The 26,326-nt window shown below is 43.2% G+C and carries 21 protein-coding genes; 6 read left to right on the top strand and 15 right to left on the bottom strand.

Annotated elements, in window-relative coordinates; genetic code table 11:
* The first annotated feature begins 76 nt into the window (after positions 1-76).
* The 6 genes from Q4561_RS09750 (at position 77) to Q4561_RS09725 (ending at position 9,436) form a co-directional block, all read left to right on the top strand.
* Positions 77-1,318 carry a sensor histidine kinase gene (locus Q4561_RS09750; RefSeq protein ID WP_303459678.1) on the top strand — a complete coding sequence of 414 codons (1,242 nt, stop codon included), beginning with the start codon at positions 77-79 and terminating at the stop codon, positions 1,316-1,318.
* The gene (locus Q4561_RS09745) at positions 1,315-1,944 is read left to right on the top strand and encodes a response regulator transcription factor (RefSeq protein ID WP_303459674.1); all 630 of its coding nucleotides are present in this window, start codon (positions 1,315-1,317) and stop codon (positions 1,942-1,944) included. The genes Q4561_RS09750 and Q4561_RS09745 overlap by 4 nt, the downstream gene beginning before the upstream one ends.
* 144 nt (positions 1,945-2,088) lie before the next feature.
* Entirely contained in the window at positions 2,089-3,606 is a 1,518-nt protein-coding gene (locus Q4561_RS09740) for an aldehyde dehydrogenase family protein (protein ID WP_303459671.1), read from the top strand.
* Between the two features lie 41 nt (positions 3,607-3,647).
* On the top strand, positions 3,648-5,750 hold the full coding sequence (locus Q4561_RS09735; RefSeq protein WP_303459802.1) for a 4Fe-4S binding protein: 2,103 nt from the start codon (positions 3,648-3,650) through the stop codon (positions 5,748-5,750).
* On the top strand, positions 5,716-6,891 hold the full coding sequence (gene nosP / locus Q4561_RS09730) for a nitric oxide-sensing protein NosP (RefSeq protein WP_303459668.1): 1,176 nt from the start codon (positions 5,716-5,718) through the stop codon (positions 6,889-6,891). Before Q4561_RS09735 ends, nosP begins: the two co-directional genes overlap by 35 nt.
* Positions 6,878-9,436: a hybrid sensor histidine kinase/response regulator gene (locus Q4561_RS09725; RefSeq protein ID WP_303459665.1), complete on the top strand. Its 2,559-nt coding sequence runs from the start codon at positions 6,878-6,880 to the stop codon at positions 9,434-9,436. The genes nosP and Q4561_RS09725 overlap by 14 nt, the downstream gene beginning before the upstream one ends.
* 58 nt (positions 9,437-9,494) lie before the next feature.
* Here Q4561_RS09725 and Q4561_RS09720 read toward each other — a convergent pair whose 3' ends face one another.
* The 15 genes from Q4561_RS09720 to Q4561_RS09650 all read right to left on the bottom strand — a co-directional run bounded on the left by Q4561_RS09720 (position 9,495) and on the right by Q4561_RS09650 (position 26,249).
* Positions 9,495-10,154 carry a response regulator transcription factor gene (locus Q4561_RS09720; protein WP_303459664.1) on the bottom strand — a complete coding sequence of 220 codons (660 nt, stop codon included), beginning with the start codon at positions 10,152-10,154 and terminating at the stop codon, positions 9,495-9,497.
* A 153-nt stretch (positions 10,155-10,307) separates the two neighbouring features.
* Positions 10,308-11,285, bottom strand: a complete 978-nt coding sequence (locus Q4561_RS09715; RefSeq protein ID WP_303459662.1) for an SHOCT domain-containing protein — start codon at positions 11,283-11,285, stop codon at positions 10,308-10,310.
* A 125-nt stretch (positions 11,286-11,410) separates the two neighbouring features.
* Positions 11,411-12,640, bottom strand: a complete 1,230-nt coding sequence (locus tag Q4561_RS09710; RefSeq protein ID WP_303459660.1) for a porin — start codon at positions 12,638-12,640, stop codon at positions 11,411-11,413.
* 229 nt (positions 12,641-12,869) lie between these two features.
* Positions 12,870-15,305 (bottom strand): TonB-dependent receptor, encoded by a 2,436-nt coding sequence (locus tag Q4561_RS09705; protein ID WP_303459658.1) that lies wholly within the window; start codon positions 15,303-15,305, stop codon positions 12,870-12,872.
* A 129-nt stretch (positions 15,306-15,434) separates the two neighbouring features.
* Positions 15,435-17,147: an insulinase family protein gene (locus Q4561_RS09700; RefSeq protein WP_303459657.1), complete on the bottom strand. Its 1,713-nt coding sequence runs from the start codon at positions 17,145-17,147 to the stop codon at positions 15,435-15,437.
* A 42-nt stretch (positions 17,148-17,189) separates the two neighbouring features.
* Positions 17,190-18,353, bottom strand: a complete 1,164-nt coding sequence (gene pqqE, locus Q4561_RS09695; protein WP_303459655.1) for a pyrroloquinoline quinone biosynthesis protein PqqE — start codon at positions 18,351-18,353, stop codon at positions 17,190-17,192.
* Positions 18,346-18,621, bottom strand: a complete 276-nt coding sequence (gene pqqD, locus Q4561_RS09690; RefSeq protein ID WP_303459653.1) for a pyrroloquinoline quinone biosynthesis peptide chaperone PqqD — start codon at positions 18,619-18,621, stop codon at positions 18,346-18,348. The genes pqqE and pqqD overlap by 8 nt, the downstream gene beginning before the upstream one ends.
* Entirely contained in the window at positions 18,621-19,376 is a 756-nt protein-coding gene (gene pqqC / locus Q4561_RS09685) for a pyrroloquinoline-quinone synthase PqqC (RefSeq protein ID WP_303459651.1), read from the bottom strand. Before pqqC ends, pqqD begins: the two co-directional genes overlap by 1 nt.
* 1 nt (position 19,377) lies before the next feature.
* Positions 19,378-20,298 carry a pyrroloquinoline quinone biosynthesis protein PqqB gene (gene pqqB, locus Q4561_RS09680; RefSeq protein ID WP_303459650.1) on the bottom strand — a complete coding sequence of 307 codons (921 nt, stop codon included), beginning with the start codon at positions 20,296-20,298 and terminating at the stop codon, positions 19,378-19,380.
* 70 nt (positions 20,299-20,368) lie between these two features.
* Positions 20,369-20,440, bottom strand: coding sequence for a pyrroloquinoline quinone precursor peptide PqqA (gene pqqA / locus Q4561_RS09675; protein ID WP_073324441.1), 72 nt, complete (start codon positions 20,438-20,440; stop codon positions 20,369-20,371).
* Positions 20,441-20,534: 94 nt separating this feature from the next.
* On the bottom strand, positions 20,535-22,277 hold the full coding sequence (locus tag Q4561_RS09670) for a leucyl aminopeptidase (protein ID WP_303459648.1): 1,743 nt from the start codon (positions 22,275-22,277) through the stop codon (positions 20,535-20,537).
* Between the two features lie 26 nt (positions 22,278-22,303).
* Positions 22,304-23,113, bottom strand: a complete 810-nt coding sequence (locus tag Q4561_RS09665; protein WP_303459800.1) for an ABC transporter permease — start codon at positions 23,111-23,113, stop codon at positions 22,304-22,306.
* 60 nt (positions 23,114-23,173) lie between these two features.
* Positions 23,174-23,893 (bottom strand): ATP-binding cassette domain-containing protein, encoded by a 720-nt coding sequence (locus Q4561_RS09660; protein WP_303459645.1) that lies wholly within the window; start codon positions 23,891-23,893, stop codon positions 23,174-23,176.
* Positions 23,884-24,828 carry a PQQ-dependent catabolism-associated beta-propeller protein gene (locus Q4561_RS09655; protein ID WP_303459797.1) on the bottom strand — a complete coding sequence of 315 codons (945 nt, stop codon included), beginning with the start codon at positions 24,826-24,828 and terminating at the stop codon, positions 23,884-23,886. Before Q4561_RS09655 ends, Q4561_RS09660 begins: the two co-directional genes overlap by 10 nt.
* Before the next feature lie 47 nt (positions 24,829-24,875).
* Positions 24,876-26,249 (bottom strand): hypothetical protein, encoded by a 1,374-nt coding sequence (locus Q4561_RS09650; protein WP_303459642.1) that lies wholly within the window; start codon positions 26,247-26,249, stop codon positions 24,876-24,878.
* Positions 26,250-26,326: the final 77 nt, after the last annotated feature.

Here is a 26,326-nt window from a genome sequence, read left to right as displayed (position 1 = left end):
AACTCTCTTGCAGGATGGGTTTATGGCTAATGAGTGTTTAGCATAGGTATGTCTATTAAGTACTTATGGTATTGCCATGTCAGGATTTAAAAAAATATCCAGTGCCATCGTGGCAGTTTTTATCGTCTGTTTTTTAGTATTTTCATGTTCTGTCTACTTCCAAATTCGCCAAAATATTAATGATGAAACATCAAGTGCGCTTAACCAAGTGCAAGAAATGCTTAAGGCGAACATGTCCGCCAGCGACATTAAAGCCGTTGCTGAACAGAGCCCGCATCTATCGGTTTCACGATTCACGGGGCGATTATCAGCTCCTGCTAACTTTCATTCTGACAACCAACCTATTTATCTTCCTATTCACGAAAATCAGTATCTAGTGGTGAGAGCGTACGATACCGCTGAGTTAGTCCAAAATATGAACCTATTTTGGTTAGTGGCCGGTTTGTTTTTTACGACTTTAAGTTTGTTGCTGTTCACCCTTAAAGTGGCTGTGAAGCAACGTTTAAAACCGTTGAATCAGTTAGGTGATGCTCTACAACAGTTGGTAGATGGTAAATCCACTGACAAATTTGAAGACAGCGATATTAAAGAAGTGAAACGGGTTATTGGGCAGTTTCAACGCTTACAACAATCGTTGCAAATTAAAGAAAGGCAATTGGTTAACACTGATAAAAAGCTCGCCTTACTGCAAGAGCAAGAAAGAAGTTACCTTGCACAAGAACTGCACGACAATGTCGGGCAGTTGCTCACAACCATAAAGGCGCATGCGTACATACTGGTAAATTCAAAAGAGCCTAGTGTCTTGAATCTTTCTGCGAATAAAGTACAGGTCATGAGCCAACAAATTAGCGATGCAATTCGTCATCTAACCGCACACCTTCACCCCTTGGTATTAGACAGAGTATCGTTACAGCAATCTCTTGAGAGATTGGTGTTTGAACAGGAGCTAGCGCTACCTAACACCCAATGGCAAGTGTCTATCAATTTAAATAAATATAGTGAAGAGCATGAACGTGATATTCATATTTACCGCTTTGTGCAAGAGGCCGTTAATAACGTGGTAAAGCACGCTGAGGCCTCGAAAGTGTGGGTGCATATACATGGCAACGAGTATGAGCTCAATATAAGTATTCGCGACAACGGGCAGGGGTTCGATGCTCACGTAGTTGAGAGTATTGGTATGTCCTCTATGCACAGTAGAGCAAGGTGCATAGGGGCTAGTTGTAGTGTTAAATCGCAGATAAACGAAGGGGTCAATGTTCAGCTCTCTTTACGTTTACACGAAGCGGGAAGCCTGTGCCAGGCGAACGTGGCATGAATATCTTACTAGTAGATGATCATGCCGTGGTAAGGGAGGGTTACAAAGCACTGTTAAATGCCATGTTGCCTGACCATACCGTCTTTGAAGCAGCCGATGGAATGCAAACTCATCAAGTATTGCAGGCACATACTATTGATACGCTTATCTTGGATATTAACCTTGCGAAAGAGAGTGGTTTGTTACTCGCTGGCGATTTTTTAGCAAAGCAGCCTAGTTTGAAAATTATCTTTTTTAGTATGTTTGAAGATTGCGCCATACTGCAGCGCGCCATGCAAACCGGTGCCATGGGTTACATTAGTAAAAGCAGCCCTCCTGATACCCTTATTTCAGCGATAAAAGTGGTGGCGAAGGGGCAAAAATACATAGAACGTTCGCTGGCCGTAAATTTGGCTAACCAGTTATTAAATGCCGATGTCGATATCGCTGCAAAACTCACTAAACGCGAGTTCGAAATCTTCATGGCAACCGCCATGGGTAAATCACGTTTTGATATTGCCAATGAATTAGCGTTGTCAGCGAAAACCGTTTCAAACGCGCTTACGGTGATAAAGCGAAAGTTAAACACCACGCCATCCGATTTTACCGAGTTAGCCACAAAACACGGCTATATTGGTAAGGCCTAAACTTCCTTTCCCCTCCTAAAGTAGGAGCCAAATCGGCCTATCGCATTATAGTCGGTGGGCAACAAAAGTACGATTATTTAAAGACACAGTAAGCAATAAGTGGCGTCGCTTTAGCACGCTAAGCATTCAAAAAAGGTGTCTTTTATGATTTACGCAAATCCAGGAAGTGAAGGTTCAGTCGTTAGCTTTAAAAAAAGCTATGGTAATTTTATTGGTGGCGAGTGGGTAGCCCCAGTTAAAGGCGAGTATTTTACTACTACGTCTCCTGTTGATGGCAGCGACATTGCCCAAATTCCTCGCTCTACCGCAGAAGATATTGAGCTTGCTATCGACGCTGCTCACGCGGCTAAAAAAGGGTGGGCTGATACGTCGGTAGCTGAACGCTCAAAGGTGTTATTAAAAATAGCCGACCGTATTGAAGCGAACCTCGAAATGTTAGCGGTAGCGGAAACATGGGATAACGGTAAAGCCGTACGTGAAACACTTAACGCCGATGTACCTTTAGCTGCCGATCACTTCCGTTACTATGCTGGTTGTATACGCAGCCAAGAAGGTACTGTTGGCGAAATTGATAAGAATACAGTGGCTTATCATTTTCACGAACCATACGGCGTAGTAGGCCAAATCATTCCATGGAACTTCCCACTGCTTATGGCAGCGTGGAAATTAGCGCCGGCTATCGTTACGGGTAACGTAGTAGTGTTGAAACCCGCAGAACAAACGCCTGTGTCTATTTTGGTGTTTGCAGAGCTTATTCAAGACCTATTACCACCAGGTGTACTTAATATCGTTAACGGCTTTGGTGCAGAGGCAGGACAAGCACTTGCCACAAGTACGCGAATTGCCAAAATTGCCTTTACCGGTTCAACGCCAGTGGGGGAACACATTCTTCGCTGTGCTGCCGAAAATCTTATTCCTTCTACGGTTGAGTTAGGTGGTAAATCTCCGAACCTTTTCTTCCCAGATATTATGGATCACGAGCCCGAGTTTATTGATAAATGTGCTGAAGGTTTAGTGCTAGGTTACTTCAATCAAGGTGAAGTATGTACTTGTCCTTCACGGGCGATTATTCACGAAGATATATACGATGCTTTCATGGATAAAGTGATTGAAAAAATCCAAAAGATTAAGCGTGGTAACCCGCTCGATACCGAGACCATGGTAGGCGCGCAAGCCTCTGGCGAACAGTTTGATAAAATCCTTAAGTATATTGATATAGGTAAATCAGAAGGCGCTGAAGTGGTTACTGGCGGTGAAAAAGAACAGTTGCCAGGATTAGATAATGGTTATTACATTCAGCCCACAATTTTAAAAGGGCACAATCAAATGCGTGTGTTCCAAGAAGAAATTTTTGGCCCTGTTATCGCGGTGCAAACTTTTAAAACCGAAGAAGAAGCGATTGAAATAGCAAACAACACCAGCTTTGGTCTAGGCGCGGGCCTTTGGAGCAGAGACGCGAATATTTGCTTTAGAGTAGGCAGAGCTATTGAAGCAGGCCGAGTGTGGACTAACTGTTATCACCTTTATCCAGCCCATGCTGCATTTGGTGGTTATAAAAAGTCAGGCATAGGCCGTGAAACTCACAAAATGATGATGGATCACTATCAGCAGACTAAAAACTTGTTGGTTAGCTACGACATTAATCCACTTGGTTTCTTTTAATTAAGTGGGAGGGCAGCACCTAGGTGCTGCCTTATTTCGTTATGTTAAAAGCGCCTCTATTACTCTGTATATTGTTCTGCCTATCAGTAGCCGCTGTAACGCCGGTATTCGGACAATCAGATGCCACCGATATTCCCGAAGAAGTACATCGTATATTCCCTACCGCTACACGTATTGGTACTGCCCATACCGACATCAATGTCACGCCGGTTTATCAATTACAGCAGTTGCTGGGATACATTTTTGAATCGAACGACTTTGTCGATTTTATAGGCTTCTCTGGAAAGCCTGTGAATGTGCTAATTGGTCTTGACCCCCAAGGTAACTTTGCTGACTTGGCCATTAAAAAGCACAGCGAGCCTATCTTTTTGCATGGTTTAGGAGAGCAGTCGCTAAGAGACTTTATCGCTCAGTATAAAAGTCACAACGTAAAAGAGCGCTTTGTTGTCGGTGGAAAAAGCCATGTTGGCAAAAATGCGACCTATTTTGATGGGGTAACCAAAGCGACGGTATCGGTACTGGTGATAAACGATACTATTGTAACGTCTGCATTGGCGGTAGCGCGGGCTAAGCTAGATGGCTTTGTGGTACCAAGCACGCAAATAATAAACCCTGATTTCTTTGAAACTCTCACCTTCACCCAGTTGCTGGAGCAGGGATACATACAAAAGCAAACTATCTATCGTAATGAAATTAACAGCCTTCCTTCTGAAATTATCGACGCTGCGAATTCTTTTACCGACCCTGAAGATAACTTATTTTCTGAACACTATTTTGGCTTTCTTAGTTTACCCATTGTGGGTAAAAACTTACTAACCAACGATGAATACGCTAGGTTACAAGAAAGCTTGAAGCCTGGTGAAGTAGCCTTATTTGTAATGAATACCCAAGGCTTTAGTTTTGTGAGCGATGAATTCATCCCTCAAACCGCACCTGAGTTTTTTCGTCTTTCCCAATCGGCATTCACTATAGACGCCCGAGATTTAGATTTTTACAGCTTTTACGACCCTAGTTTTGCTCAAACGATGCCAGAGTTCAAAGTACTAAAAGTTTTACGAATAAAATCACAAGGTGGGTTGTCCCTCGACCAAGAAATGGATATCTCCATTAGCTTGCCCTATAGCCCGCGATTTATGGAGCAAGATGAACACCTCTTTACTCACACCTTCGTGTTACCTAGTAAATTATTTATGGAAAACCCTGAAGCGCAACAAAGTGTGGATATTCCCCTTTGGCAGCAATTATGGCAAAGCAGGTGGCTGGAATTAGGTGTCACCCTGGTTTATCTACTAGCGCTGTCGTTGTTCTTTGGTTTCCAACGAAAGCTAATGAAGTATACGCGCCTAGTACATGTGGTTAGAGGGGCATCACTGCTGTTTGTATTGTTCTTTATTGGCTTCTACGCGCAAGGGCAGTTGTCGGTAGTAAATATTTATACCTTGCTTCTTGACCTTGTTGACGGCTTTTCTGTTGAAGTCTACTTGCTCGACCCTGTTATTTTTGTGTTGTGGTGCTTCGTGTTTGTGTCGCTATTTATTGTAGGGCGAGGGCTTTATTGCGGCTGGCTATGCCCCTTTGGTGCGCTTCAGGAAATCATGGCAGTTGTTGCACAAAAGTTAAAAATAAGGCAGATTCGAATAAAGCCACAACATCACAAACATGCCCAGAAAATTAAATATGTTGTGCTTATTGGCCTGGTGGCTATATCGTTTTATTCGCTAACCGTCGCAGAGAAGTTAGCTGAAATAGAGCCATTTAAAACTTCGATTACGCTCCATTTCGTGCGGTACTGGCCGTTTGTACTTTATGCGCTTTTACTCTTAGGATTAAGCTTAAAAATTCACAAGGTATATTGTCGCTACCTTTGCCCGTTAGGGGCTGGTTTGGCGATTTTAGGGCGCTTTCCTTTAGTGAAGATTTTAGAGCGTCGCAAAGAATGTGGTAGTCCTTGCCAGCTGTGTAAGCAGAAGAAGTGCGGTGTAGATGCCATCGAGAAAGACGGCAGTATTGATTACGCAGAGTGCGTTCAGTGCTTTGAATGTGTAGTAACGTTAGATAATCCTAACCTATGCAAAATTGATAAATATAAGAAAAATAAGGTGCCAACACGTGTCAAAAACTTCTATCCTGTCAGCGCTGAGTAAACCTGCCAGTCAGTCAGCGTCTGCTATATATGCAGCGACAGATGCGTGTCACGATGTCGCCAGTGAAATACTATCTAAAACGACTTTAGATGAAATAGAACTGGTACTTTTTCATACTTCAACATCCTTTGATTTAGATGAAGTTGCGCAGAATATGACGTCGCTGTTTGCCCATGTGCCCACGGTAGGTTGCACTAGCGCGGGAGAGTTTAATAAAAACGGGTATTGTACCGAGAGCCTAGTTGTTGTCGCCTTCTTAAAGAGTGAATTTTCTATAGCTACCGCGTTAGTTTCAAGCTTAGATGAAATTAATTTTGATGAGGCCCACGATATCGCAAGTGGGTTGCGCCATACCTTGCAGGCAAGAGATAAGCGATACGATACCAATCAACATTTTGTCATTTCCCTATTAGACGGGCTAACCCGACATGAGGAGCACTTCCTTGAAACCTTTGCTACCGCGTTTGGTAATATTCCCCATTTAGGAGGAAGTGCCGGAGACGATTTGAAACTGGAAGCGACCTATGTTTTTTACCAAGGCAAATTTCATCAAAACGCCGCGGTGTTAATGTTGGTGGGAACCGGTAAACCTTTCTCTGTTTTTTCTGTCGATCATATCGACTCGCCAGTGTCTAAGCTGGTAGTAACCAAAGCCGATCCTGAATCTCGTACGGTCTACGAGATTAACGGCGAACCGGCTGCGCAATATTATGCGAGTTTGCTTGGGCTAAAGGCTTCTGATTTAACCCCTGATGTGTTTTCAGTATTTCCATTGGCGGTATTGGTAGGGGATAGGTACTTTATCCGCTCGATACAAAAAGTCGATTTGGCCACAAATGCCATTACATTTTACTGTGCGGTTGATATCGGCATTATTCTTACCTTTGTGCAACTTGGTGATTGTATCGATGTTCTAGAGAACAAGTTAGAAACGCTAACTCAGGAGTTAGGAGAGGCCGAATTTGTGTATACCTGTGATTGCTTTTTGCGGCGTTTAGAAATTGAACAAAACAAAAAAGAATCTGAAATTCAGCGATTGCAGCAAAAATATCATGTAGGTGGATTCAACGCTTATGGTGAACATATTCATTCGGTGCATTTAAACCAGACCTTCACGGGGGTGTACTTTGCTAAAACCTGAGCAGCACCTAATCATTGACTCTCAAAGTAATGAAGAGAACAAGGAACACGAGGAAACTGAACTAGAGAAGCTACGTCGCGAACTCACACGCCAAATCGATGAAAATGAAAAGCTTGAAAAAATTAACGCTGCGCTCATGTATCGTATCGAAGAAGGTGGGTTTAATCACCATAGCTACCGTGCTTTTGAGCATGCAGTACAGTTATCAGAAAAGGTAAATGAAAAAACCGAAGCGCTGCAAGTGGTGCTGCAAAAGCTAGAAAAATCGAATACTGAAATAGCGCGAGCACATCAAGAAACCAACCAACTCAAACAGCGCCTAAATGACGCTATCGAGAGTATTAACCAAGCGATGGTATTGCTCGACAGCAAAGGGGCGGTAGTCTATTTTAATCGGCATTTTGTCACCGTATGGGACAACCATTCAGTTACGCCTAAAATTGGCGACCATTATTATGATATTACCCAACTCGCTAAGCATTTAGGGGTTATTCGCCGAGTACTTCCCCCTGATTCTGAAGGACGAGTTATCTATCAGCTGTCTAATAGCCGGTGGTATCAACTGACTATTCGCCGTACTCAAGAAGGCGGTAAAGTTATCTTGTTTAACGACATAACTGAGGTGAAGTTAAACGAGTCGAATCGGTACGAGCAGGTTATTAAAGAGAAAAATAAACTGTTGCAGAGCCTTATCGACAACGTAGATGTGGGTATTTTGCTTATTAACCAAGAGGGCGGTGTCGCCTTTTGGAACAATACGTTTTTAACCCAATCAAATTTATCGAAGCAGACTATGTTCGATTGTAAGAACATCTATTCTTTGCAAATGCATGCCGATTGGAGTGGTCTAAACCTTAAGAAAGGTGGCGATACTACCCAAATTATTAATGAAAATTTGGTGGTTGATAGACGTATTACCTTGTTATCTGACGGAAACACCCTGTGTACTTTCACCAATGTGACATCCCAACATCAATATGCTGAAACCTTAAAGCAGAATGAAAGTTGGATAAGGATGATTACCGATAATGTGCCTGCACTTATTGCGTATATAGGTACCGATAAAAACTTTTTGTACACTAACAAAGGCTATCGAGACTGGTACGGGCTAGGGGAAGAGCCCTTGTATGGTGTAGCGATGGAGCAAAGCCATCTTAAGCATGTTTATCCTCGCCTTATTCATTATGTTGACCGGGTGAATAAGGGAGAAGTGGTTAGTTTTCAAAGTGAAGAAACTAACGCACAAGGAGAAACCGGATTCTTACAAAAAGTCTATTTACCTCATTTCAACGATAAGAACGAAATAGAAGGGCATTTTGTTCTCGCCACTGATGTGTCGCACCAGGTAAGAAGTAAACAACAACTGCAAGCTGCGAAAGACCAGCTTGAGTCAAATGTAGAAAAGCGTACTCGAGAGCTCAATCATGCCAATATTGCATTGCAAGAAGCCATGGATTCAAAGAGCAAATTTTTAGCGGCCATTAGCCATGATTTAATGCAGCCCTTAAGCGCGGCTATTTTGTTTAATGAATCTTTAAGGGACCAAGTACAAGCATCTGCTGAACCAATAGTGAGCGCTTTAGAAAACTCACTATCCGACTTAAACAGCTTAATACGTACCCTGATTGAAACATCGAAACTAGACGCGGGCGTGGTGCAACCTGATAAGCAGCGTGAAAATGCAATGCCCTTGTTAACTCAATTAGCTGAGGAATTCAGTCATATAAGCCATGACTATGAAGTGAACTTCCGTTATAAATTTCAAGACGCTATTGTGCATACCGATTTAAGTTTACTGTCGCGAATTCTTCGTAATTTACTGAGTAACGCTATGAAATACGGCGCGAACGGGAAAGTACTCTTTACGGCTAGGACAGTGGGTAGCGACTTTCGCATCAGTGTTTTTGACCAAGGTGTGGGGATAAGCAACGACGATCAAAAAGTGATATTTAAAGAGTTTAGTCGATTAGAAAATAGCTTTAATTATTCCTATAGCTTGGGGTTAGGGCTTTATATTGTTGATAAGATGAGTCGACTCTTAGAGCATAAAGTGAGTGTTTCATCACAGCAAGGGCAGGGCTCTTGTTTTACTTTATCAGTGCCCCTTGCATCAATACAAGAAATTGAACATCAGCCTACTTTCGATACTCTATTGCAAGATGTATTGCCTGAAAACCTATTAGATAAGCAAATTTGGCATATTGATAACGACACTAATATGCGTATTGCCATGCAAACAATATTCGAAAATTGGGGCGTGGAAGTGATCACCTTCTCTGGGTTTGCACAGTGTATGGCGGTAATGGACAACTGCTTTGACGAGTGCGATTTACTGATTGTCGATTATCATCTAGATGACGGAGAAAATGGGTTGGAAATTGCGAAGCATATTAAGCAAACCTTGCCTAATATGCCGATAATGCTGTGTACAGCTAACCATTCTAAAGTGCTAGAACATGAGTTAGAGGGCACCAATATACAGTTGTTGCACAAGCCAATTAACTCAATACGATTAAAGCAGGCTCTTAAAATAGCTTTCTCTTAGTGCTTTAAACAAATTCGTCTCAAATGTTCGTATGCAAATGACAAAAATTTTGAAATATTTAGTTAAATACGTATTGGTTAAAGTCGATATTGGCGGCACTAGCTACCACTTTGACCCGGTTGCTGGCCCCTAGTTTTTTCAAAATAGAAGACACGTGGGACTTTACTGTGGTTTCTGAAATATTTAGCTCATAAGCAATGACTTTGTTGGCTAAGCCTTGGGTTAAATATTTCAAAACTGTTAATTCTTTTCGCGTTAATGAACGAATCTGATCTAGAGAAATTGCATCTTCTCTTTTTACTCGGTTTCTCGTCGATGATGTGCGCAAAATTTCAGAGGGCAGGCATACATTGCCTTCAAAAATAGACTCAACCGATGTGGCTATTTCTTCTATTTTGCTGCTTTTTGAAATAAAACCTACCGCACCATAGGAAATGGTTTGTAGGATGTTTTGCTTCTCGGTTTCAGCTGAAATGATCACCACAGGAAGGTTGGGGTATTGATTTCTAATTTCAAGTAGCCCATTAAGACCACAGGTTTCAGGCATGTTTAGGTCAAGCATGACAAGATCAAAAGCCGCATCTTTCTCGAGTAGCTCGAGGGCTTCCGACAATGAATTAGCTTCTAGGGTTTGAGAATCGGGAAATTTCTTACCCAATATAGTCACCATGGCGTGACGAAAAATAGGATGGTCATCAATGATTAGAATTCGTTGCATACTATTACTACCCTCAGCTAAGTAAGTACCCAAATGTACTTACCAAATACGTAATCTATAGCTACGCTCGTTAAATTTATTTTAACAAATTAGTTACAAGTTGGGCAAGTGAAATGCGACTTAAGTCTAATATTAAAGCCCATTATTTTTTGACTATAGACTTCTTAAAAGTGCTTCGCGTTTTTGTTGATATTCCTCTTCTGTAATCAGTGATTCCTTTCTAAGGGCTTCAAGGGTTTTGAATCGTTGCATTAGTGAGGTGGCCCCAAATGTGACCGCGTTATGAGTAGTATCTTGGTGCCCGCTGTTTCCAGTGGTCTGATTTTGCGTAGTGTGAGGCGATGCTTGTGAGGTCTGCTGCAAATTGGGTTGCAAACTTGGTTGCGTACTTGCTTGAAAATTGGGTTGTGAAGCTTGGTAGTCACCAGTTAAATTACCACTCACTAAGTTGCTATTAACCAAGTTACCGCTCGCTAAGTGAACCGAAGCTAAATCTGCCGTTATCCAATCAGTTCTTGAGTCCGATTTAAGTTTAATACCTTGTGATGTAAATGTGAGTTGGTCGTCAAAAGGAAATTTGGGCGTATTTCTAGCGCCATAATTAAAATCGTATTCAACAAGCCCTTGATTGGTTGGGTCGTAAGCCATTTCATAGGCGTTGTTCGCCAATCGGTCGTGTTCACCGATGATGATATTCAACAAGTCATTGTCATAAAAAACTCTGCCAGTGACAAAATAACGCTCGTTTCTGAACCCACCGAGGGATCTTTCTTTTTTATCTAGCGAAAATAAAATGTCTTGATTTGGACCTGCTTGATTCAGCCCAATGGCTACGTATTTTGCGAGTGTTTTTTGTTGCTCATGGGTAAATAGTTGTTCGGAGCTCGTTTTGTTTTTTATTCTTTGTATATTGGACAATACATTTAAAATATAATTTTCATTTAATGTGGCAGGATGGTTGTTATTACTTTTATCCTCAGTAGTTGGGTTTATAGCTGAGCTAAATTTTATTTCAGTGTTTTTATCTTCACTCCATAAAATTAAATCCGATGAAAAAGAAGAGACAGAGAAAAATAAAAAAACGATGAGTATTTCTATTTTTAATCTGTATTTGCGTAAATACTTCAGCATGAATTACTCCTTTATAACTAAAAGATAGGGGAGCATCACGCTCCCTTTTTCTTAAATATCAGCTCATTTTTATCAGTTAGTACATAGCAACAAATTTATAAGAACTTGCAGATATAAACAGCGCCTTAAAAGAAGATAGTTCCACCTAACTGAATAAGCGTGAGATCTTCTGCACTATTATAAAGTGATTGTGCTGCTTCAGAGCCACTTACGCTAAGGCTTAAATTTTCATATTTAGCGTAAATTAGAAAACGAGAGCCGAAGTATTGCTCCGCCGCAAGTCCCCATTGATTCAGTTCAGAGCCCACTACGCCATCTAAGTGCGCCATACCGTATTGGTCGTTATAGCTGGCGTATTCTGCGTAAAAAGCGGAATCGCCATAGGCGTTGTATTGCTTGCGAATACCGGCTTTAAAGTAATAGGCGTCGGTGTCGTCTCCTGAACCGATGATCGCATCATCAGTCTCTTCCATTTGATAGGTGGCCACACCGAAAATACCGGATTCAAGGTGCATTACGCCGGTTTGAAATTGTAAGGTTGATGAGCCGTCGCCCCCTACATTGGTGCCGCCATCTTTATTCACCGAGTAACCACCATGTAGGTTTGTTTTAAACCCGCCATGCTCAGCAGAGTATTTTACGGCGATGTCGTATATTTCATCGTTTGCATAGCCTACCGCCACACTAAAATTACCCATTTGAGGTAAGTCGTAACGCACGCCGTTACGGTAAATGCCGTTACAATCAAGGCCTATGCCCAGTCCTGGAGTGGCTAAGCACTGTGCAAATTGCCCCCAAGCCACATTGGTTGTGCCTTCATCAATACCGCGAATAAAGAAACCGTTGGCTCTAAATAATGGTGAAATGCCAGACCAAATAGTGCCTGACGGATCGGCAAGAACGGCAATGTTATCGGTAGGCATGCTTTGTAAGCCTATAGTTACCTTGCCCCAATCACCACCGATGTGAAGGCTACTGCCTAGAAGCCCAATATCGCCGCCGTTGAAGGTATCTAAATTATCTTGGTTTGCGAACAATAGGGGGGTTTGGTGGCCACCGCCTGAATAGTTAGGTGTACCTGAAAGCGGTTCAATAATGACTTCGAAACCCACGTCTAAACCATGCTCTTCTAATTTGTAATCACCAGAAAGGGTAATACGACTACCAAGAGTGGTGCCGTTATCTGAAAGCTGAGCAACATCACTGTCAATGCCGTCATCGTAATAAGTTAATCCTTCATTAATCCAGCCAGAGATATTCCAAGAGTATTTTTCTTCTTCTGCATAACTGTTCAAACTTAACGTACTTAAAATGGCAATAGATAAATATGATTTAACAAGTAATTTATTTTTCATTTTACTGTCCCAGTGTGAGTGGTGTTTTTTTAATAATGAGAATTTATTCTTTTCTCATATGCCCTAATGTAAATTTCGGGTGTCAGTAAAATTGATAATAGATTTATATAGCTTTTGAACCATTGGACGTAAGGCTTGTTCGCCTCGTTCTTTAGGACTAAGAAAAATTAGGCGCATAGCGCCTAATTTATATTTTTTACTTATAATTTTAATTTAAAATATCGCCAAATTAAAATTTAGCTTTTACATTTAGACTCACCATGCGAGGTTGGGCTGGGCCTACAAATAAGGGGCTTTCTACATCAGGGTAAATATCTTCTAATACTTCATCAGCTTCGCCATAAGTGCCGAAGGTTTCATACTCTTTATCAAATACATTGTTCACTCGTAATTGGGCACTAAAGGTGTGATTAAACTGATGGTTCAAGTAGAGGTTAGTCACCACATAGCTATCTAAGGTGTCATTTTCGTTGGCTTCATCACCACGGAAGTATTGGCTAGAGGCTGAAATAACTTCTGCACCCAATGTGGTTTCTTGGCTAAACGCGTAGTCTAGGTAAAATTTGATATTGTGCTTTGGTTGTCCTGGAATGGTGTCGCCTGCCTCAACTTGTCTATTTGCCCCTAACGGATTGAAAGGGCTGAAAGAAGTAAAGGAAGACTCGAACGTCGCGTCCAGATAATTATAATTAAATCGATAATTAAGCTTTTTCCAAAATGAGCTGATGCTGAATTCAACGCCCTGTCTGCGGGTAGCGTCGATATTAATAAAGTAGCCTCTCGATGCGACCGAGCCTGCTTGCTGAAATATGATGTCATCTTCACTCTCACTACGATAAACATTTAGCATCATGTCGATGTTATTAAAGGTGGCGGCATAGTTAGCTTCAATAGTTTGTGTGACTACCTGATCTAACGGAGGATCGGCCACAAAACCATTGGGTAATCGGCACGGATCATCTTCGTCTGCACAGCTTAATTCTGCAGGGCTTGGTGTTCTAGATGACTGGCTAAAAGCAAGATTTAGCTGCGACGTATCACTCAGCGCAATATCTAGTCCTATGGCAGGGTTGAACTGGGTAAATCTATGATCGCCATCAAGAGAGTCATCACCGTCTTCGCTCAAGTCTTCCATTAGTACATGGTCACGATTGAAGCGGCCACCAATGTTTAGCGATACTTTATCTGTAAGTTGGGTAGTATTAACAAAAAGCAGCGACCAGGCAGTGGTGTCTACATCAAGCCTTACTCTGTCTTCAGCAGATTGGAGCCCTTGAAGTGGAATAACCGTGCGGGAGTCGCTTGCGGTATCATTTTCTAATATCCCAAAGGTCGTATCGGCAGAATAATTGATATCACCTTTGTTATAAGTAGCGCCAATTACTAGCACAGATGGTTTGCCTAATAATTCATAATTGCTGGCAAGCTGAGATGAAACTCCGAAAGCTTCTGAGCTTGATAACCCCGTATTGTAGGTGCCGTCTATCTCGTCGGGTGATACATCTGAAATATCTGATAGGGCAGTATCTTCATCGTAGCCAATGAAAGCAACGGCTTCTACATCATCGCCAACCGTGGCTAGTTCGTCATTATCGTCGTTATCGTTAGCGTCATCATCATCGTAATCATCGTCATCTTCCAATTCACACAAGGTGATACGGCCATCGGTAAATTGGCATGCGCCAAAGTCGCTGTCATCACCATTTATACTGGTAGTTTCATTGTCGCGGTAAAAGGCGTTGAACGAGAGTAGGTGGTTGTCGCTTAACTGTATATCGCCAGATAGACTAAAGTGATGCAGCTCATTGTTCGTTTGATCGGGATGAGTATACACCGCTTCGCGGCCTTCTATTTCTAGCAGTTCAATGGGTGAAGCACCATTGCCCAGTAGTTCGCTGTCGGCATATAAGTAGTTAAAATCGATTCGTCGCTTACTGTCTTGATAAGATACGGCGCTGAATACTTGGTTTACCTCTGAAGGTGAGTAATCCCGCCACCCATCTTCTTCATAATGATTGGCATTAATGTAATAGCCCCAATTACCATTATTTCCACCTGATTCTATCGACAGCGCTGACTGACCATATTGCCCTACAGTGGCATCTACTTCGTTGGCATCTAAGGAAAAGCCAGTTTTCGTATTTAGTGCTAGTGCGCCACCCAATGTATTTTGCCCGAACAGGGGATTAGAGCCTGAATACAGCGACACCGTATCGATAGCATCAAGAGGCATGAGATCCCAATTTACGGTATCGCCAAACGCCTCGTTAATTCTGCTACCATTCATGTATACCGAAATACCTTGAGGTAAGCCTAGTAGCGGCGATGCGGTGAAACCTCGGTATTGTAAATCGGGTTGAAACGGATTGTTTTGCGCATCATTTAAATTCACGCTGGCAAGTTGGGATTTCAAGAGTTCTGGCAAAGAGCGACTTACACTGGCCTCAATTTCCTCTTGAGATAAAGACTGTACGCTACCAAAAATTGGCGCTGCATCACTGCCGGTTTGCAATGACGTTGCGCCATGAACTTCTATTACTTCTACATCACTGTTTGGCTGTTGGCTGTTTGTTTTAGTGTTGGCATAGGCTTGACTACAAAGTGCCAAAGACACGCTTGAAGCAATGAGGGCGTAAGATAAAGGCGCTGTGTTTTTTATTATCATGATTCTGATTCTTCAATGAACGAGTATGCAATCAGTATCGTGGAGGTGGGTCCCGAAAAATATCCTCCTAAAGGGGGAGGAAGCGTCGTAAATTGGTAGTATATGAAAGTCCTAAGTGGCCGCTTTTTATTATGCAGGGTAATGACTTACACCAGCATTGCTGTCAATTTGGGCGAACGTGTTTTCACACCACAGATCACGGGTCGATGCTTGTCTATCTTGCGCTCCATAAATGAAAATCTCACCATTAAACTGTGCTACCCCTAGTGCGTAACACTCCCCGTTTGTACGAGGTTGCCAAAACGAGGCGTCAGTCACTATATCTATCAAATAGTGATGGAATTGGGTATCTACCCGATACACCCAGTGATTGCCAATACATTGGAACCTGTTCTCCGGGTTTTGTATCCTTTGTGTCGACAGTAGCGATTTTATCGATTTTGCGGATTGTGCAGTTTGTGTCGATTTTGCGGATTGTATAGTCTGTGTAGTTTGTACAGAAAGCGCGGCCAGCTTATGCAGTAATCTAGGCAATACAGGCAGGTTATCTAATGACAATAACAAGGCAAAGTTGGTAGCGAGTAGCGCGGTTTTATTGGCTTTTACCTTGCCCTCGTCCTCGTCTTCATCCCCATCCCCATCCCCATAGTCAATTTCAACCTCAACTGTAGGAACCCAATTATCGCTTATCGGCGTGTCTGCGTTCTTGTTTTTAACGTCAACTTCATGCATACCTGCTTGGCAAACATGCACACTACAAAGATAGTCGGCAAACGGTGATAATTTTAACGGCGAGTGTGGTTCACTATGCCGAGAATGCGTTTGTTGTTGAAAATCTCTAATAAGTCGTTGCACTGCTTCGGGCAATTTAGCGTCGGAAAATAAACGAGGTTTGGCTTCAATGTTGAGGTCCGTTAATAGGGACACCACATTTTTGCGTGCATCTTTACGAGCTTGAGCATTGGCCTTTGTATTATGCACAAACCGAAGAGCAATCATGTCTGCATGGTTTACTTCATCATCGATAAAAAAATGGCCTAAATTGACCGAGCTACTTTTAACATTTTTTTGAATCAGGCTTTCGACCTCAAGCAAGTCGTGAGTAAATTCCTGTGGCACCCACCACGTAGACACATAATTTTCTGTTGGCGTCAAAGTGCTTTCGGACGCTTCAGCAGCCTTACTACGAGGCATAGCACCGCATGACTTAGCATTAGAACCTCTAGCCTCAACCTCTGCGATAGCCTGGCTACATAACGAAATTATTTCATTACCGTCAGCATCTGCGCTACTGACTAAAAGGGTGATGTGATCACTGTCATACCATGTTTTCTTATAATCAATTAAGTCGTCAAAACTAATCTCTAATACCGAATCTGAAAAACCGCCGGCATGTTGATAGGCCATGGGGCTGGTATCATTTCGCCGTATTGCAATGTTATTGGCATAATCGATATTGCCTTCAAGCATCGTGAGTTCATTAACAAGTACACCGTTTCGTTCTGCTTCAAAAGCGCACTGGGAGTAGTGGGTATTCACAAGGCCGCTATACATGAATTGGATAGCACTAGTGAAAAGCGCTTTATTATAAGATTGCACATAAAAATATGTGCAGCCTGCGTAGGTCGTCGCGTTTATCGACAAGGGGAGCAGGGCATTTGCTGCAAAAAGCTCATGGTCGGCAGGGTAATACGGCGACCCACGAAAGCACATGTGTTCTGCCAGGTGAGATACGCCAGAATGATCATGTGCTGGGGTATTAACAACGAATACCCCCGTGAATGATGAAGCGCTGCCTTCAGGACTTTGAGCATTGTGTGGTACATACCGAATATTAATCATCACTGAGCGTTTAAGCGTTTAAGCGTTTAAGCGTTTAAGCATTTAAACGGTAAGGTCTTGTATCATCTTCACAGGAATATTGTTTTTCACTGTGCGAAATTTCAGAGTAGAACTGGCTTGCTGCCCCGCTTTATCTGTAATTGTTTTCATTAAATGGTGGTCTGGTGACTTATCGCACACGGGGTCAGTTTTGTGCATATCGCCAGTCAGTAAGAAGGCTTGGCAACGGCACCCGCCAAAATCCTTGTCTTTTTCATCACAGGTTTTACACGGCGAAGGCATCCAGTCATCGCCTCTAAAATGGTTAAAGCTAAAATCGTGTTCCCAAATATTCTGCACCGAGGAGTCTTTCACGTTAGGAAAGGTAAGAGGAAGAATTTTGGCGCTGTGACAAGGAAGCGCACTGCCATCTGGCGTTACCGTTAAAAAAGTAGTTCCCCATCCATTCATACACGCCTTGGGGCGGTTCTCGTAATAGTCGGGGGTAACAAACATAAACTTAGGGCCACCACTTTGCTGGTCTCTATAACGGTTGATGGCCTGCTCAGCTTCTACTAGCTGGCTTTGTGTAGGTAGTAAGTGCTCACGGTTTTCGTACGCCCAACCATAATATTGCACGGTGGCAAGCTCTACAAAGTCGGCCTTAAGTTCAGTGCTAAGCGTCATCACTTCTTCAATTTCACGAATGTTTTGCGCGGTAATACAGAAGTTAAGCACCATAGGGTAGTTGTAGGCTTTAACTAACTTGGCAATATTCAGTTTTTGTTTAAACGAATGGCGTTTATTGCCAATAAGGTCATTAACGTCGGCATTCGCTGACTGAAAGCTAAGCTGAATATGGTCAAGTCCCGCGTCTTTTAATTTGGCGATGCGCTTTTCTGTCATGCCTATGCCTGAGGTGATCAGGTTAGTATAAAACCCGAGTTCGCGTGCGTATGCTACCAACTCTTCCAAATCTTTTCGTAGCAAGGGTTCACCGCCAGAAAAACCTAACTGAACCGCACCCATTTCCCTAGCTTCCCTAAACACTTTTTTCCATTGAGAAGTGCTGAGTTCGTTAAAGGTTTCTTCCATGTTTACGGGATTAGAACAATAGGGGCAATGTAGCGGACATTGGTAAGTTAACTCAGCGAGTAGCCATAAAGGTGGTGTAGTCGCTTTGGTAGGTTGTGAAGCCTCGGTAGCTTGCGATGCCTGGTTAGTCATAAACCACCCACTTTTTTTCTTCTGCGTGTTGCAGAAAAGTGGTTACGTCATCTTCTAAATCTTCAGGGGCATCGGGGAATGCTTTTCTAAGCGCTACGGCAATATCATCTGTGGTGCGCACACCATCAACAAGGGTTAAAATTTCCGACGCCGATGGATTTAATTTAATCATGCCCTCAGGAAAGAGAAGCACATAACCATCTTGCACTTTTTCGTATTGTAAGCGAAACAATGGGTTCATTAATGGGGTTTTCGGTGTGCTTATCATTAGAATCTCCCTGTATGGCAAACTTGTTGGTCTGCTATGCCATCGAAAGGTTTTCTGCCATATTCGTAGGCAAAACAGATGGCATCAGCAATGCTCCACAGAATATCTATTTTAAATTGAAGAATATTCAAAGCACGCTCTTGCTGCTCGCGGGTAACAAAGTGGTCGATGGTTATTTGAAGTCCGTGTTCTACATCGCGCCTAGCTTGCCCTAAACGCATTTGAAAATAGGTAAACCCTTCTTGGTTTATCCACGAGTAATGGGTAGGCCAGGTATCAAGTCGGCTTTGGTGTATTTCAGGGGCAAACATTTCGGTAAGAGACGAACAAGCGGCTTCTTGCCACGATGCGCGGCGTGCGAAATTCACATAGGCATTTACTGCAAATTTAACACCGGGCAATATGTGAGATTCATCAAGTAATTCATCGCGGTTAAGCCCTACGGCCTCTCCTAAGCGAAGCCAAGCTTCAATGCCGCCTAAACTAGTATCACCTTCTCGGCCATCATGGTCGATAAGCCGTTGGATCCACGTGCGCCTTACTTCTTGGTCTTCACAGTTTGCTAATATGGCGGCGTCTTTAACCGGAATGGCCATTTGATAATACAGCCTGTTTGCCACCCAGCCTTGAATTTCGTCTTTACTGCAATGCCCTGCATTCATACGTTTATGAAAGGGGTGATGAATATGGTAATAAGCGCCTTTAGCGCGTAATTGTTGTTCGAATTCTTCTTTAGACCATGCAGGTTTCAACATGTTACACCTCTATTTGCATACCATCGTAGGCCAACTCTATATTCTGCTCTTGTAAGGCATGGAAGGCTGATGAATCTTCATTCAGCACGGGATTAGTGTTGTTAATATGAATCAGCACCTTGCGCTTAACGTTGAAGCTGTTAAGCAGCGCAATGGCACCATTTTCACCATTTACTGGCATGTGCCCCATTTGGGTACCGAGTTTTTGGCTAAAGCCGTGTTCAATCATTTCTTCATTCACCCATAAGGTGCCATCGAAAAGCACGCACTCAGCGTCGGCCATAACCTGTTTCACTGTGTCATTGGCTTGCATGCATCCTGGTGCGTAAAACAACACATGTCCTGTTTGGGTATCGGTAATTTTAAGGCCAATGTTATTGCCCGGAACAATGTTATCGCGGTAAGTAGAATAGGGCGGCGCGTTCGACTCTAGCACTACAGGTTGGAATAAAAGCCCGTCTGCGCCTTCGGGTACAAATGTATGGTTAAAGTCAGTACTAATTGAGCGTTGCTGAAGGCCGCCGTGCCAATGTTTCAGCACAGTAAATAAAGGAAAGCTGGTGGTTAAGTCTTCGTTTACCACATCGGTGCAATAAACAGGGAGTGGCAGGCCTTCTCTTAAGGTAAGCAAGCCGGTGGTATGGTCTATTTGGCTGTCGGTTAGCACTATAGATGAAATACGTGTGCCCCGGGCAACGTGCTCTTCAGGCCAAAGTTGTGGGTGGCTATTAATTTGTTCCCGTAAATCGGGCGAGGCATTAATGAGTACCCATTTTTTACCATCTACACTCACTGCAATACTTGATTGGGTGCGAGGGGTTGTCTTAATGGTGTGCTGACGTGCGCCTTTGCAATTCTCGCAATGACAATTCCACTGAGGAAAACCGCCACCTGCGCCTGCGCCAAGAATCAATACCTGCATAACTACTCCTTGGGTATTTGAAAAAGGCTGCAATAGCAGCCTTTTGATTACTTATCACAATGGCTTAGGTTTAGCGGTTGCTGATATATAGCGTTACTTCAAAACCTAGGCGCATTTCAGTGTATTGAGGTTTAGTCCACATTGTCATTTCCTCTGTCTTTTGGATGAGTTCAATATGAGTATATGTTGATTACCTGTTAACAGATATCCTTCTAAAGGAGGAGAATTACCATGAATCATGATGATTTTCCTGTGACGACAAGGCCTTGCAAGTAGTCCAATAACAAAGGGATTGGCCTGCCGGTAGCAGAATTGGCAGTACCGTGTTTAAACGCGGTACCTGCCACGTCCATATGAGCCCATGGAAAACCTTGAGCAAAGCGAGATAAGAAGCAGCCCGCCGTAATCATACCTGGTGAGTTTTTCCCTGCATTAGTCATATCAGCATGGGAAGAGGTGATGGCGTCTTGATATTCAGGCCACAGCGGAAAGGGCCATGCTGGGTCGTGGCTTTGCTCTCCGGCTTCAATAAGTGCTTGTTCTAGCGAACGAGAATTGCTCATTACACTGCTGCACGTGTGCCCTAATGCGGTGATGGCAGCACCGGTTAGGGTGGCTATATCTATGACAGAGTGAGGCGAAAACCGTTCGCTGTAACTTAGTGCATCACACATTAGCATGCGCCCTTCGGCGTCAGTGCTTATAACTTCAACAGTTTGTTTGGAATGGGTAGTAATAATATCGCCGGGTCGGTATGCATTGCCGCCAATACTGTTTTCAGCGGTAGCCAATATGCCGATAATATTAACATTCAAGCCTAGCTCGGCAGCTGCTTTTATTACACCCAGTACGCAAGCGGCACCTGCCATGTCGTAAATCATGTGATGCATGTCACCACCGCGTTTTAAGGTGATGCCCCCTGAATCAAATGTCACTCCTTTACCTATTAACACTACAGGCTTGGTATTTTTACTTTCACCGTTGTCGTTAACACTATCGGCATTTGCAGAGTCATTACCTGAATAATGAATTACCGGCATAGAGGCAGAGAATGCCGATGCGCGATTAACCGCTAGATACGCATTCATACCCAGTGCTTCTAATGTATCTTGGTCGATAATCTCTGTGGTAATTTTAGAATACGTATTCGCGAGTATTGTCGCTTGTTCTGCTAAATACACAGGGGTACATAAATTCGCTGGCATGTGAGATAAATCTCGCGCTAAGCACATACCTTTTGCTAGGGCTGCCTCATAGTTTACGCAAGCTAGCAATGCATTTGAGGTATTGTCCGAGGCTAGCTCTGCCTCTTCATATGATTGTTCGCCTGATGCTGTATCTAATACCTCATTCAACACCTTATCAAACGCTAGATTATTTATCTCGGCTGTTGATGATACTTGAATGCTCAAGCTTGGCGCTCTTTTTACCGCTAGGCTTGGCGCTCTCGTCACCGCTAAGCTGGGAGCCGATTTATACCCTTCAAATTGGTAACAACAAAAATGAAATGCGCGCAATAACTGGCTAATAAGTGTTGTTTCTTGCTTACTCTGTGTACTGGCGTTTTGCATACTGCGGGAAACAGCATGGCAAGGTAGCACCAAAGTGATCGTTGCCGCTTTTAACGAAAGGGCGTACTTAAACATATCAACAAATAGCTTACGAATGCCATGAGAAGCCGAGGGATGGTCAAAACTAAGATTAAGGCTTTCTGCTAAATTACCCACTCCCCAAATAAGCCAGCGCTTTACCAACATGTCGACAGGGCGGTGAAGTAACACCTTTTGGCCTTGTGAGCCTAAAAACTCTTCATCATCGAATACCTGTTTAACAAAGACTTGAGTGCTATTGGGCAAGCTTTTAATTACGGGGTTTATATCTGCCGGCGAGCAAAGCCATATTACGCAGTCGGCGTCTACTTCGTGTAAGTTGCTCTCGGGTACTAACATCACATTTGTCATGGGTATCACGTTTTTCATGGGCGGCCTTGTTGGTCAGGACTTTTTTATGCGCTGTTTTTTCCGAGACTCTTGTTTCCAAAGCCAGCGGCAGCGGGTTTTGGCCTAAAGCTTCTTACTGCGAAAGTAAAGGTAATTAGGGTGACCAAGAGCACAATCACGAGTTCCTTTGCTGCAAGCTTTTCATACAACCCAAAGCGCAATAGCTCTATGCCACTGGTAAACGGGTTAAAGACGCATACTTGATATAACCACTCACTTGCTTCTTGCATTTTCCACAAAGGGTAAAGTGCGCTCGAAAGGAAAAACATAGGAAAGATGACGAAGTTCATCACCCCAGCAAAGTTCTCTAATTGCTTAATCGAGTTGGCCAGTAATAAACCTAGCGCGCCAAGAAAAATCGACAGTAAAGCAATGATAGGTAGCGCGTAGACATAACCCATTAAGGGCAATTGCACGTCAACAAGTAACGCAAAGCAAAAGAATAAATAAACCTGAATTGCTGAAACCAGTGTATTGGCTACTAACTTACTGCATAACAAAAATGAGCGGGGGACTGGGCTCATTAGTAGTACTTTCATGCTGCCCATTTCTCTATCGTAAACCATAGATAACGAACTTTGCATACTATTGAAAAGGATAATCATGGCCGCTAAGCCCGGCACAATGTATTCCTCATATAGAATGTAAGTCTCGTAGGGCGGGATCATCGAAAGCCCTAGTGCCGAACGAAACCCCGCCGCAAATACAAATAGCCATAACAAGGGGCGAACTAAGGCACTTAGTAGCCTAGACCGTTGCTGCCAAAACTTCAGCATTTCTCGATTTAAAACACCCACAAAACAGCGCCAATACATCATGGTAAATCCTGTGCTTTAGCCTGTGCAGCTTGTTGGCACTTATACAGGGTATTGATATTAGTTTGCATGAGTTAATACATCCCAAAGCTGATGAATATCCGAGACCTGATGTTTAGTAAGCAATGCCGAGCATACATCTCTTTCTACCAATCGCCCATTTAACAATATGGCGAGGGGGTCAGTTGGCGATACCTCTTCAAATAGATGAGTAGCCCACAACACAGTCACGCCTTGTTTCACTGCTAAGTCATGAACCACCGAATGGATTAACTGCCGAGAGGCAATATCTAACCCCACAGTGGGTTCATCGAGTAACAAGGTGCTGGGTTGGTGAATAAGACATCTTGCCAGCTCAACACGACGGCGGTGCCCACCATTTAAATTGCGAATTTTAGTATTCAGACGGTCGCTAAGATCAAGTTCGTTTAATAAGTCACTGATGCGTGAAATTGACTTCTCTGGAGCCAGCCCATGGAGGGATGCAAAATAGGCTAGGTTCTGCTTTACGGTAAGGTCGATATCTAAGGTGCTTTGCTGAAATACCACGCCGAGGCTCTTCATAATTGAAGCGCGGTTTTGCGTTATTGTGCTGCCATTAAATAAGATATTGCCATGGCCAATTCGTTGTAACCCTGTGAGTAACGCAAACAGGCTGCTCTTACCTGCGCCATTAGGACCAAGTAAAATATTAAAACCGGGTTTTAAGGTAAGTGAAATGTCATCAAGGGCTGTCACTTTACCGTAAGTGTGGCTAACCCCTTGGATATCTATTTCCATTTAACGGCAATTCCCCATGGGTAACGTCCCACCTTAATCGTCTTTTCAACATCGAATGTTTCAGTATCAATAACCGATACGTCGCCGCTTACTCCGTTTGTGGTGAGCAATAATGATTGGTCTTGGTTAAAGGCTAATTGCCACACGCGTCTACCTACCACGATGTATTTTTCTATTTCAAAGGTATTGGTGTTTACCACGGCAACACGGTTTGCAGGGCCAAGGGCAACAAACGCGTAGGGGGAGTCTCGCATCAACAATATCCCTACGGGTTGTATTTTGTCGCGGTATACGCCTTTAACTGCAAAAGACAAGGTATGTGCTTTTTGTTTGGTCTGAGTATCAAAAATGGTGACTGTGCCGCCAATTTCAGAACTTACCCAAAGATACTTATCGTCGGCGGTGAAGTGGGCGTCACGTGGGCGAGCATCTACTAAGCTATTGGCAATGTTCTCGTGGGTGTTGGTGTTTATCCAGTGCACCATGTTGGTTGTTTCTGAGGTAACCACCATCATACGGCCGTCATGGCTTACCGCTAACCCTTCCGGCTCAACCCCTACATCTATTTGTGCAATTACTTGGCTGGTGGGAATATCAATAACGGTGAGCAGGGCATCGTCTTCATTGGCGGTGTAAATGGTAGTGCCGTTGGGATGAAGGGCAATGGTTTCAGGATCTTCACCTGACGGTAAGTCGCCCACAATAGTATGAGTATTCAAATCGATAATTTGAATGCGATCTGAGTCTGATGCGCAGATATAAGCACGAGATTGATCAGCACTTAATATAAAGCCCCTTGGCCGCTCACCAATGTCTAATGTATCGGTCACTTCAAACGTATTCATATCAATGACTGATAGGGTATTGTCTTTTTCATTGGTTACATACGCTTGAGGCAAGGCACTGGCACTATAACTACTTGCCCAAAAGCTCATTATCAAAAAGCTGTTTGCCATAAAGCGTTTTTTCGTGAAGCGAGAAATCATAGTGGGTCCTTACAGGTTTTATTCGTTTCACCCAGGGTGTCTAACTCGTCAGATTGATGCAAAAAGCCGGGCAGTGGGGCATGAATAACGAGGGCTTCTTCATGTGCTAGCGCAATGGGTTGTCGAAGTTGGCGTGTGCCTTTTCTGAAAGTTAATTGCCTACCTTTATATGCTGCAATACTAAGCTGCTCCTGTACCAAAGCGTTGAATAATTGCGTGCCGGTTAAACTATCGTTAGCACTGCTGCCAGTGCCATTTTGTTTACTTTGCTGTATGGCGGTGGAAACGGCGATAATGGCGGCATAGGCTGCATAATCGACCTCGTTCATGGTGCGGGAATATTGGGCCTTAAAGCGATTTTGAAGCTGTCTTGCGCCCCATTGCTCATGAGTGAAATGCCAACCTAAAGGTTTTAAGCCTGCCGATCCCATAATTGGCACAATATGATGGGTATTAAACGGTAAGCTGTAAGCAAATTGGCTTTGGGTATCGGCTGCGAAGATGGCTTTATATGGTTTCGTTGTGCGCGTAAAAAGAGGAATTTCCGAAAATGCCGAGCGCCGTAAATCGAAGCTAGCTTGCCAGGTTTTAGACTCAACAATATCAATTTTAAATTTCTTCGCTGTGCGTAGGAATGCGGCTAAGTAAGCTTGATCACTGTCATGTGTACCTTGTAACGTAAGCACAGCATTTACGCGTTTAGTTCGAAGCCATTGCCCAAGCGCATCGGTTTTCATTTGATGGCTAGGGAAGGTATGTAAAACGTGAGCGTCACACTGTTGATGTCGAAATGCATCATTGCCACTGGCTACATTTATAATCAATGCATTAGGGTTAATGCTTAATATGGCATTAATCAGCACTTGGTATTTAGCATCAGTGCTGTCTAACAGCACTACATCTGAGCGTGTTATGGCGTCTGTAGATGGGGCATTAAACAAAGCATTATTAAAAATTGTTGCTGAAGCTGTTGAAGAGCTTGTTGAAAATACAGGCAGGTAAGTAAGCGACAAGGAATACCCTAAAAACCTTCCCGTGATATTGGCATCTTCGATACCCAAATTAGCGCCTGAAATACCCTCATCCTCAGGGCGTGCTAAATATAAGGGGGTGCCTGCTGGCGTCGACCGTTGTGCATCGATGTAGACAATCTGAGTCTCGTTATCTTGCATGCTTTTTGCGTTAGCGTTTGTTTTTTCAGTTGTGGCGTCGGGCTGGGTAAATGCGTGCGCATTCAGCGAAGAAAAGTAGATAACAAAGCTGAGTGTTAGAGCGCACAGTCCAGCCCAAGTTTGGCGCTTTGAGCCAGTTGAGCACTTAACCGAAGCTTTAGGGAGCGCTTTTGCACTGCCGTTTATTTCACTTCTCATCACACTGCTTTTCACAAGAAGGCCTTTTTATAAATCGCGATACAAAAAGGGTATATGGCATTATTCCCGAATAACAT

The organism is Alteromonas sp. 1_MG-2023 (assembly GCF_030547075.1).
Lineage (GTDB): Bacteria > Pseudomonadota > Gammaproteobacteria > Enterobacterales > Alteromonadaceae > Alteromonas.
Note: the sequence above shows the minus strand (reverse complement) of the source record. Positions and strands in the feature narration are given on the sequence as shown.

Coding starts and splice junctions, on each gene's coding strand:
- Q4561_RS09750 (WP_303459678.1), top strand. CDS start 77: ATGTCAGGATTTAAAAAAATATCCAGTGCCATCGTGGCAGTTTTTATC.
- Q4561_RS09745 (WP_303459674.1), top strand. CDS start 1,315: ATGAATATCTTACTAGTAGATGATCATGCCGTGGTAAGGGAGGGTTAC.
- Q4561_RS09740 (WP_303459671.1), top strand. CDS start 2,089: ATGATTTACGCAAATCCAGGAAGTGAAGGTTCAGTCGTTAGCTTTAAA.
- Q4561_RS09735 (WP_303459802.1), top strand. CDS start 3,648: ATGTTAAAAGCGCCTCTATTACTCTGTATATTGTTCTGCCTATCAGTA.
- Q4561_RS09720 (WP_303459664.1), bottom strand. CDS start 10,154: ATGCAACGAATTCTAATCATTGATGACCATCCTATTTTTCGTCACGCC.
- Q4561_RS09715 (WP_303459662.1), bottom strand. CDS start 11,285: ATGCTGAAGTATTTACGCAAATACAGATTAAAAATAGAAATACTCATC.
- Q4561_RS09710 (WP_303459660.1), bottom strand. CDS start 12,640: ATGAAAAATAAATTACTTGTTAAATCATATTTATCTATTGCCATTTTA.
- Q4561_RS09705 (WP_303459658.1), bottom strand. CDS start 15,305: ATGATAATAAAAAACACAGCGCCTTTATCTTACGCCCTCATTGCTTCA.
- Q4561_RS09700 (WP_303459657.1), bottom strand. CDS start 17,147: ATGATTAATATTCGGTATGTACCACACAATGCTCAAAGTCCTGAAGGC.
- pqqE (WP_303459655.1), bottom strand. CDS start 18,353: ATGACTAACCAGGCATCGCAAGCTACCGAGGCTTCACAACCTACCAAA.
- pqqD (WP_303459653.1), bottom strand. CDS start 18,621: ATGATAAGCACACCGAAAACCCCATTAATGAACCCATTGTTTCGCTTA.
- pqqC (WP_303459651.1), bottom strand. CDS start 19,376: ATGTTGAAACCTGCATGGTCTAAAGAAGAATTCGAACAACAATTACGC.
- pqqB (WP_303459650.1), bottom strand. CDS start 20,298: ATGCAGGTATTGATTCTTGGCGCAGGCGCAGGTGGCGGTTTTCCTCAG.
- Q4561_RS09670 (WP_303459648.1), bottom strand. CDS start 22,277: ATGAAAAACGTGATACCCATGACAAATGTGATGTTAGTACCCGAGAGC.
- Q4561_RS09665 (WP_303459800.1), bottom strand. CDS start 23,113: ATGTATTGGCGCTGTTTTGTGGGTGTTTTAAATCGAGAAATGCTGAAG.
- Q4561_RS09660 (WP_303459645.1), bottom strand. CDS start 23,893: ATGGAAATAGATATCCAAGGGGTTAGCCACACTTACGGTAAAGTGACA.
- Q4561_RS09655 (WP_303459797.1), bottom strand. CDS start 24,828: ATGAGCTTTTGGGCAAGTAGTTATAGTGCCAGTGCCTTGCCTCAAGCG.
- Q4561_RS09650 (WP_303459642.1), bottom strand. CDS start 26,249: ATGAGAAGTGAAATAAACGGCAGTGCAAAAGCGCTCCCTAAAGCTTCG.